The organism is Roseibium sp. (assembly GCF_025698965.1).
Lineage (GTDB): Bacteria > Pseudomonadota > Alphaproteobacteria > Rhizobiales > Stappiaceae > Roseibium.
The window spans coordinates 1-9,135 of sequence record NZ_JAILWL010000258.1; the positions used below are offsets into that span (position 1 = coordinate 1).

Below are 9,135 nucleotides of genomic sequence, written 5' to 3' on the forward strand. Positions count from 1 at the left end.
TGTAGGTGCCATCGCCATTGTCGGAGATGGTGTTGAGGGTCGCGGTTGCACTCATGCCGCCACCGAGATCGAAGGAGATGGTGTGGGTGTCGGACGCATCAACGTCGGTGAAGGAGGGTGTAAAGGTGACCGACGGGGTGTCCTCTGTGGCGGTTAGTGCCATGGCCGTTGCCACCGGGGCATCATTCTCACCGGTGATGGTGACAGTGACCGTCTCGGTCGAGGTGCCGCCGTTGCCGTCATCGACAGTATAGGTGAAGGTGTCGGTCACGGTCTCGCCAACCGCCAGATGTTCGAACTGGCCGTTCGGATCATAGCCGAAGGTGCCGTCGCCATTGTTTGTGACCAGGCCGAGCGTGCCGGTCGTGTCGACGCTAAACGTGTGGGTGTCGGAACCGTCCGCATCGGTGAAGCTTGAGGTCAGGGCAACCGACGGACCGTCTTCCGAAGTTGTGGCGTCAAGGGCCGTTGCCACCGGTGCATCATTTTGCCCAGTAATGGTGAGGGTTGCGGTTTCTGTTGAGGAGACACCCTGACCGTCTGTCACTGTGAAGGAGAAAGTCTCCTGTGCGGTCTCGCCTTCGGCCAGGTAATCGTAAGTGTCGCCTGCGGTGAAGGTGTAGGTGCCATCGCCATTGTCGGAGATGGTGTTGAGGGTCGCGGTCGCACTCATGCCGCCACCGAGATCGAAGGAGATGGTGTGGGTGTCGGAGGCATCAACATCGGTGAAAGACGGCGTGAAAGTGACCGACGGGGTGTCCTCCGCGGTGGTCAGTGCCATAGCCGTTGCCACCGGGGCATCATTCTCACCGGTGATGGTGACAGTGACCGTCTCGGTCGAGGTGCCGCCGTTGCCGTCATCGACGGTGTAGGTGAAGGTGTCAGTTGCCGTCTCGCCAACCGCCAGGTGTTCGAACTGGCCGTTCGGATCGTAGCTGAAGGTGCCATCGACGTTGTTTGTGACCAGGCCGAGCGTGCCGGTCGTGTCGACGCTGAACGTGTGGGTGTCGGAACTGTCCTTGTCGGTGAAATTCGCGGTCAGCGTGACGGGGAAACCGTCTTCGGAAACCGTCGTGGCAAGGGCTGTTGCCACCGGTGCATCGTTCTGCCCGGTAATGGTGACAGTGACCGTTTCCGTGGATGAAGCGCCTTGGCTATCGGTGACCGTGTAGGAGAAGGTCTCCTGCGCGGTCTCGCCCTCGGCCAGATAGTCGTAAGTGTCGCCTGCCGTGAAGGTGTAGGTGCCGTCGCCGTTGTCGGAGATGGTGTTGAGGGTTGCGGTTGCACTCATGCCGCCACCGAGGTCGAAGGCGATGGTGTGGGTGTCGGACGCATCAGCGTCGGTGAAGGACGGTGTGAACGTGACCGAAGATGTGTCTTCTGTGGTGACCAAAGCCATGGCTGTCGCCACCGGCGCATCGTTCTCACCGGTGATGGTGACGGTCACCGTTTCGGTCGATGTGCCACCGTTTCCGTCATCGACAGTATAGGTGAAGGCGTCGGTCGCGGTCTCGCCAACCGCCAGATGTTCGAACTGGCCATTCGGATCATAGCCGAAAGTTCCGTCACCATTGTTGGTGACGGAACCTGTTGTTCCAGTGGTGTCGATGCTGAATGTGTGGGTGTCTGAGCTGTCCTTGTCGGTGAAATTCGCGGTCAGCGTGACGGGTGTGCCGTCTTCGACAACCGTTGTGGCAAGGGCTGTTGCCACCGGTGCATCGTTCTTGCCCGTGATGGTGACTGTCACCGTTTCGGTCGATGTGCCGCCATTGCCGTCGTCAACTGTGAAGGTGAAAGTCTCCTGTGCGGTCTCGCCTTCGGCCAGGTAATCGTAAGTGTCGCCTGCGGTGAAGGTGTAGGTGCCATCGCCATTGTCGGAGATGGTGTTGAGGGTCGCGGTTGCACTCATGCCGCCACCGAGATCGAAGGAGATGGTGTGGGTGTCGGACGCATCAACGTCGGTGAAGGAGGGTGTGAAGGTGACCGACGGGGTGTCCTCCGCGGCGGTCAGTGCCATGGCCGTTGCCACCGGTGCATCATTCTCACCCGTGATCGTGACGGTGACTGTCTCGGTTGAGGTGCCACCATTGCCGTCATCGACGGTGTAGGTGAAGGTGTCGGTCACGGTCTCGCCAACCGCCAGATGTTCGAACTGGCCATTCGGATCGTAGCTGAAGGTGCCGTCGCCATTGTTGGTGACGGAACCTGTTGTTCCGGTCGTGTCGACGCTGAACGTATGGTTGTCGGTCGTGTCTGGATCGGTAAAATCGGCTTGGATCAGAATGGCTGAATTTTCATCAATAGACGCACTGATTGCATTGGCGGTAGGCGAAGTGTTTGCCATCGTCATATCCTCTAAGCCACTTAGATGTCTAAATAAAAGCCCCTTGATCACGACTCGAATGGAGCGCGGAATCAACTTAACGGTAACAGAGAAGATTGAGTTCACAAGTTTTAAGTGTGCATTTTCTGGTTGAGAAAAAAATTGACGTAACGGAATGAAAGGCTTGTCGTGTGGGAGAGTTTTCAGAGGAAATTGTTTGGGCGGATTCGGATATGTTTTCCGGGAATTGCACTCTCAAGCTGTATAAGGCGCGATTGCGTCCAACCTTTCAATCAGCCAAATCGATTATGAGCAAACAGATTGAAATTGATGTTCATTAGTGACAGTCAAAATCAAGTTTTGGGGCATTATGGCGGGTAACCGAGCCATGCAATAAGAGCGGGTTTTGGTATGTCGAATTTGCTGATCTTTGAGGGGCGCAAATAGCGTGCTCAGGTTACCGGCCCGATATGTATTCGACACGGGACGGCTGTCCATCCCGCGTCACACAGGCCGCTGTGTGTAGTCGCCTTATTTCTGAAGATCGACGAGCTGCGATTGATGTTACTGACGCAACAAAAATTCAGCGATCAGTGCCAAGGTTCGGGAGTTCAGATAAAATCCGGGAACCAGGTATTCCGGGTGATGTTCCTGGTTCCCGGGAGTAACGTGCCTATCCTTTTGAAAGTCGACGACATGACTTTTGCAGCTCTTGTGTGTCGATGACAGGGATGCACGCGTTCGAAGGGGCTCCGTTTGCCGGGTTGTTAAAAGGCGACGCGGTCCCCGCCCTTGAGGTCGAGCATCTCGCGGGCTTCGTCGGGTGTTGCGACCTGACTGCCGAGGTCCTCGATGATCCGGCGGATCTTGGTAACTTGTTCCGCGTTTGACTTGGCCAGTTTGCCGCGTTCGATCATCAGGCTGTCTTCAAGACCGACCCTGACATTACCGCCCATCTGGCTTGCCGTCGTCGCAAAGGGCATCTGCGCGCCACCGGCACCAAGCACCGACCATTGGTAATCATCGCCGAATAGGCGATCTGCCGTGCGTTTCATGAAGACAAGATTGTCGATATCCGGTCCAATGCCACCCAGAATACCAAAAATGAACTGGATGAAGACAGGCGCCTTGAAGAGGCCGGCATCCATGCAGAATTTGAGATTGTAGAGATGGCCGACATCGTAACACTCATGCTCGAATTTTACGCCGTGAGTACCGCCAAGCTCGTTGGCGACATAGCGAATATCGGCAAAGGTATTCCGGAAGATGTAGCCTTCCGAGTTGCGGATATAGTCCTCTTCCCAATCATATTTGAAGTCCTTGATCCTGTCCGCGATCGGATGAAACGAGAAATTCATGGATCCCATGTTGAGTGAGCACATTTCGGGGGAAGCCCATTTGGCAGGGGCGATGCGCTCTTCCATGGTGTTGACCAGGCTGCCTCCGGTGGAAATGTTGACGACCGCGTCGGTCGCCTGCTTGATCACAGGAAGAAATGCCCTGAAGTGATCCGGTGCGATGGAAACTGCACCGTTCTGCGGGTTTCGGGCATGCAGGTGCAATATGGAAGCGCCAGCCTTGGATGCCTCGATAGCCTGGTCGGCAATATCCTCGGCCGTGAACGGCAGTGCGTCGGACATGGTGGGCGTATGGATTGCCCCCGTTATGGCGCAGGTGATGATCGTTTTTTTCTGTTTGCGGGCCAAAACCGCCTCCTACTTTTCAAGATCCTTGTCGACGACCCGCCGAGAGAGCGGGAACAACTCGATGCCGTAGCGATCCTTGACGAAGCCCCATATGCCCTTGGGCGCCTTGAGCATCACCACGATGGCGACCAGGCCAAGGATGAGCAGATAAACCGTCCCCAGGTCCGCCAAGGTTTCGCGGAGCAGGAAGAACACAATCACTCCGATGATCGGTCCTTCGAGTGTGCCGATGCCCCCGATGACGACGATGAAAATGACAAAAGCGGTCCAATCGTTGACGCTGAAAGCCGCGTCCGGCGAGATACGCAGTTTTTGAAGGAAAATGAGTGCACCGGTTGAGGCTGTCAGACCTGCCGCCACCACGTAGACGATGAATTTGCGACGCCAGATATCGATGCCGAAGCTGCTGGAGGCAACTTCGCTATCGCGGATGGCTGTCAATGCCAGGCCGTTGCGAGAGCGCAGCAGAAGGTAGATGGCTGCAATGACAATCACGGCCATGCCGAGTGCCAGCCAGTAAGTTGTCGCTTCGCGCATGGACCTGCTGGAGGCCAGTGACCGAACGATGCCTACGGGGAGACTGGTGCCTGATCCGCCACCGAGCGCTGAAACCTGTGCAAACCCAAGCCTGAAGACCTCGGCGATCACCCAGGTGCCGATTGCGAAATAGGCACCCCGAAGCCGGAATATCAGGACCGCCACTGGTACTGCGATCAAGGCGCCGAGCAGTCCCGCAAGGGGAATGGCTGCCAACGGTGACAAGCCTGCAAACATTGCCAGCGCAAAAAGCATGTAGCCGCCAAAACCGACAAAGGCCTGCTGTCCCACCGAGACCAGCCCGGCATAACCGGCAAGCAGGTTCCAGAGGCAGGCGAGGGCAAGATAGAGAAAGATTTCACTCAGCAGGCGCATGTCCGCGCGTCCGGCCCACCAAGGTGCCGCAACCAACGCGATCAGAACGACAAGGCCGAGAATTGCGGCCACACGGCTCGCCGGCGAAGATCTCAGGATTTGATAGTTTGAAGTTGACATCAGTCGATCCGTGGAAAGAGGCCGCGCGGCTTCACCGCAAGAACGATCAGAAAGGCAATATGTCCGGCGAGGAGCTGCCAGCCGGGATTGATCTGAGCACCGATATTCTGGCTGACCCCGAGGATGATACCGCCAATCAGAGTGCCCCAGAGGTTGCCAAGGCCGCCGATGATCACCGCCTCGAAACCGAATATCAGCCGCCCGGGGCCGATTGAGGGGTCAAAGCTGGTGCGGATGCCGAGGAAGACACCGGCGATACCGACAACAGCAAGAGACAGAGCCATGGCGAGACCGAAGACATGAGCCTTGTTGAGACCCATCAGCTGGGCAATGTCCTGCTTGTCGGAGACAGCCCGAAAGGCCCGCCCAAGCGATGAGCGGTAAAAGACCCACTGAAGCATCGCGATTACGGCAATGGAAATACCGAACATCAGGAGTGGCAGTACGCCAACGTTCAGATCCCCGGGCAAACCGATGCTTGCGGTTTCGATTGCACCGGCGTTCATTTTCTGCGGGTCGGCGCTGTAGATTTCCAGCAAACCGTTCTGGATGATCACGGACAAACCGAATGTCACCAGAAGGGGCGGGAGAATATCGTCCCCCAGCGTCTGATTGAGGATGCCGCGTTGGAGCACATATCCAATTGCCGCCATCAGCGGAACCACCAGGAAAAGTGACATCAACGGGTTTACGCCCAGCGCGGTGGTTATGGACAGCGCCAGGAAGGCTGCCAATACAATGAAGTCGCCATGAGCAATGTTGACGAGCCGCATGACGCCAAAAATCAGCGAAAGCCCGGCTGCAAACAATGCGTATAGGCCACCAAGCAGGACGCCTTGTACGATGGCGTTGATCCAATCCATCTCAAACTCCGAAATAGGCGGCGCTGATCTGCTCGCGGCTCAGCTCGTCAGAGCGGCCCTCCAGCGAGATGCGGCCTTCTTGCATGCAGTAAACGCGCGTTGCGACGCTAAGCGCCTTTGCGATGTCCTGTTCGACAATCACCGCGCTCATGCCTTCGCCGATGATGTCCGGCAGAGCGTCATAGATCGTCTTGATGATGATCGGCGCGAGACCGAGGCTGATCTCGTCGAAGAGGATCAATTCAGGATTTGACATCAGGGCCCGCCCGATCGCCACCATCTGCTGCTGTCCGCCCGACAAGGCCGTGGCCGGAACCGCGCGCCGTTCCTTCAGGATGGGAAACAGGTCGAAAACCTTCTCCAGGTTCCATGGACCTTTTCGACCCATCTGCCCCCCGATGATCAGGTTTTCCTCAACGGAAAGAGACTGAAACAGTTGCCGGCCTTCCGGCACCATCGCGATACCTTCCCTGGCAACCTGGTCCGCCCGCAAAGTTCCGATTGGCTTCTTTCGAAAGGTCACCATGTCGGGCTTGTTCACCAGCAAGCCGGTGATCGAGCGCATGAGCGTGGATTTTCCAGCGCCGTTTGAGCCGATAATCGCGATGACCTCGCCGGGCATAACGTTGACATCGACGCCAAACAGGGCCTGAAAATCACCGTAGTGGGCGTTTAGCCGATGAGTGGCAAGAAGAGGCTCAGACATCGGCGTCCACCCCCATGTAGATTTCCTGAACAGCCTGGCTGGCCATTGTCTTCTTGGGATCTCCATCTGCGATCTTGCGGCCAAAATCGATAACGATCAGCCTGTCGACGACTGAAAGCAGAGCGTGAACAATGTGCTCGATCCAGATGAGTGAAACGCCCGTAGTCCGGATGGTGTTGATTGTCTCGACGAGGTCGTGACACTCGTTTTCCGTCAACCCTCCCGCGATTTCATCGAGTAGGAGCAGTTTGGGCTTCGCGCAGAGTGCACGTGCAAGTTCCAGGCGCTTGCGTCCGAGAAGTGTCAGGCTGCCGGAAAGATCATTGGCCTTGCCGATAAGCCCGGTCAGTTCGAGCATCTCCAGGCAATAACTATCTGCCTCGTTGCCGTGCATGCCGGCTCCGTGTGTCGCGGCGACGAGCACGTTTTCGTAAACCGTCATCCCGGCGAAAGGTTGAGGTATCTGAAACGATCGGGCAATTCCCAGGCGGCATCGCTTTGCAGCCGACGCGCGCGAGACATCCTCTCCATTAAAGAAGACTTCTCCTCCGTCCGCCTGGAGCGTACCAGTAATCAGATTGAACATGGAGGTCTTGCCGGCGCCGTTCGGGCCAATAACCCCCAAAGCTTCACCCGCTGCGAGACTATAGGAAAGGTTATCGGCAACGGTAATCGCGCCAAAGGCTTTGGTCAGCCCTTTTAGTTCCAAAACAGACGCCATGAAGCTTCCTTTGAACATGGGGTGGCGCACGATGTTGCCATTGTGCGCCGAGAGGACATTACGACAGCAGTTTCAACGTACCGGTGGCAGGGATTTCCGGCGCACTGTGGTTAGACGTAATGACCAGTTCCATGCCGTTTGGACCCTGTTGCCATTGACCGGCAACCAAAGGTGTCTTGGAGACATTCTTTACCGGACCGAAGCCCCAGTTCACATGGCCGACAACCGTCGGCAGATCGGTGGTCTGGATTGCCTCGAGAATTGCATTGGGGTCTTCAAGGTCGGAACTTCTGCGGACCACATCGGTCATGACTTCAAAGAGCGCATGCTTGAAGCCGATCGGTTGTGTCCACGGGCGTCCGGACGCGGCTGTGTAGCCGTCTGCAAGCTGTTTCGCGGTTTCTCCGGTCAGGGAAGAGGAGAACGGATGTTCGGGTGTCCACCAGATTTCCGATGTCAGCCCGTTTCCGCGTTCCCCCAAGGATTCAATAACCGAGGGGAACAGAAGCGCCTTGCCGATTGTAACGACTTTCGGCTGGAAACCCTGCTGTGCGCATTGAGCCCAGAAAGTCGCAAAGTCCGGCGGGATCATGTTTCCGGTGACAATTTCGCAACCAGCATCCTTGAATGCTGAGATGTGGGACGAAAAATCGTCGGTAAGTGGCTGATAACGACCCGGGTCCGTCAAATCAAAACCGCTGCCGACAAGAGCGGGCGGGAAGCCGTGAATGTCGTCGCCCCAGGCGTTGCCGTCAGCGTCATTGGGGAAGAGGCCACCGACCTTGCGCTGGACGCCGCTTTCCTCCCACAGCGCGAGAAACGCCTTGATCACGTCTTCCAGTCCCCAGAAGAAGTGATAGGTGTAGTCGAACCCTTGTGCGGGGTCGCCATTGCGGCCGAAGAAATAGGGTTGCCACGGACAGTCGGTACTGATGCAAGGTACCTCGTTGAGCTCGGCCTGATCGGATACCGGATTGGTCGTGTCCGGCGTTGATGCTGCCAGAATGATATCGACCTCTTCTCCAAGGATCAGTTCCGAAGCGACTTCTGCGGCGCGGTTCGGATTTGACTGACTGTCTTTTGAGATGATCTCAACCTTGTAGGTCTTGCCATTGTTTTCAACACCACCGGCAAGCGCTTTTTGAATGCCGGCCAGAACGTAATCATCGGCTTCCGCAAAGCCGGCAAGAGGTCCGGTCCGTGGGCTCACATGACCGATCTTGATCACAGGGTCAGCAGCGTAAGCCCGCGTTCTTGTCAGGATTGCCGGAGCGGCAAGCCCGGCGGTGGCTCCAGCAATGAAGCCACGGCGCGAAATTCCAAATTTCTTTCCCATAAGCGTCATCGTCTTTCCTCCCAGATGCGCTGTTAATGGTCGCAAAAGCGTCAGCTCAAAATAGTTTCGAGTCTCCGCAAGTGGGTTGCAACGCGCTGGCGAACTTCGTCCGCTTCCTCAGGCGTCCAAGTCTGAAACCCTTCCCCGCTTTTCATGCCAAGCTTGCCCGCTTCCACCAGGTCGCGCAGGTACGGGGAGGGGCCTGGCCGATTGTCGAGATCGGCCAGAACGTTTTCGTGGATGTCCAGGGTAAGGTCCGTGCCGACAAGATCAGCATTTGCCATCGGTCCAAGGACGGAAAGGCGGCGGCCGAAGCTGGTGTTGATGACCGTGTCTATATCCGCCGCGCTGCATACGCCCTTTTCGACCAGGCTGATGGCTTCGCGCCACATGGCGTGCTGCAAGCGGTTTCCAATAAAGCCTGCGACGTCCTTTTCGACCCGCACCG

General features: G+C 56.9%; 8 protein-coding genes. All 8 read right to left on the minus strand.

The annotated features are described in order from the left end of the window. The coding region (locus tag K5905_RS19655; RefSeq protein WP_297586828.1) for an Ig-like domain-containing protein at positions 1-2,344 on the minus strand (2,344 nt) is incomplete at its 3' end. 746 nt (positions 2,345-3,090) lie between these two features. Beyond that, positions 3,091-4,029, minus strand: coding sequence for a 3-keto-5-aminohexanoate cleavage protein (locus K5905_RS19660; RefSeq protein WP_297586829.1), 939 nt, complete (start codon positions 4,027-4,029; stop codon positions 3,091-3,093). Between the two features lie 9 nt (positions 4,030-4,038). Then, positions 4,039-5,061 (minus strand): branched-chain amino acid ABC transporter permease, encoded by a 1,023-nt coding sequence (locus tag K5905_RS19665; RefSeq protein WP_297586830.1) that lies wholly within the window; start codon positions 5,059-5,061, stop codon positions 4,039-4,041. Then, entirely contained in the window at positions 5,061-5,924 is an 864-nt protein-coding gene (locus tag K5905_RS19670; protein ID WP_297586831.1) for a branched-chain amino acid ABC transporter permease, read from the minus strand. Before K5905_RS19670 ends, K5905_RS19665 begins: the two co-directional genes overlap by 1 nt. Position 5,925: 1 nt before the next feature. Then, positions 5,926-6,630 (minus strand): ABC transporter ATP-binding protein, encoded by a 705-nt coding sequence (locus tag K5905_RS19675; RefSeq protein WP_297586833.1) that lies wholly within the window; start codon positions 6,628-6,630, stop codon positions 5,926-5,928. Next, a complete protein-coding gene (locus K5905_RS19680; protein WP_297586835.1) occupies positions 6,623-7,351 on the minus strand; it encodes an ABC transporter ATP-binding protein in 729 nt (242 codons plus the stop codon). Before K5905_RS19680 ends, K5905_RS19675 begins: the two co-directional genes overlap by 8 nt. A gap of 58 nt (positions 7,352-7,409) precedes the next feature. Continuing rightward, positions 7,410-8,696 carry an ABC transporter substrate-binding protein gene (locus K5905_RS19685; protein ID WP_297586838.1) on the minus strand — a complete coding sequence of 429 codons (1,287 nt, stop codon included), beginning with the start codon at positions 8,694-8,696 and terminating at the stop codon, positions 7,410-7,412. A gap of 41 nt (positions 8,697-8,737) precedes the next feature. Further along, positions 8,738-9,135: 3-hydroxyacyl-CoA dehydrogenase family protein (locus K5905_RS19690; protein ID WP_297586839.1), on the minus strand; the 398-nt coding region annotated here is incomplete at its 5' end.

Bases quoted from the DNA above. Each gene is read 5' to 3' on its own strand.
- K5905_RS19685 (WP_297586838.1), bottom strand. From the start codon at position 8,696: ATGACGCTTATGGGAAAGAAATTTGGAATTTCGCGCCGTGGCTTCATT.
- K5905_RS19680 (WP_297586835.1), bottom strand. From the start codon at position 7,351: ATGGCGTCTGTTTTGGAACTAAAAGGGCTGACCAAAGCCTTTGGCGCG.
- K5905_RS19665 (WP_297586830.1), bottom strand. From the start codon at position 5,061: ATGTCAACTTCAAACTATCAAATCCTGAGATCTTCGCCGGCGAGCCGT.
- K5905_RS19675 (WP_297586833.1), bottom strand. From the start codon at position 6,630: ATGTCTGAGCCTCTTCTTGCCACTCATCGGCTAAACGCCCACTACGGT.
- K5905_RS19670 (WP_297586831.1), bottom strand. From the start codon at position 5,924: ATGGATTGGATCAACGCCATCGTACAAGGCGTCCTGCTTGGTGGCCTA.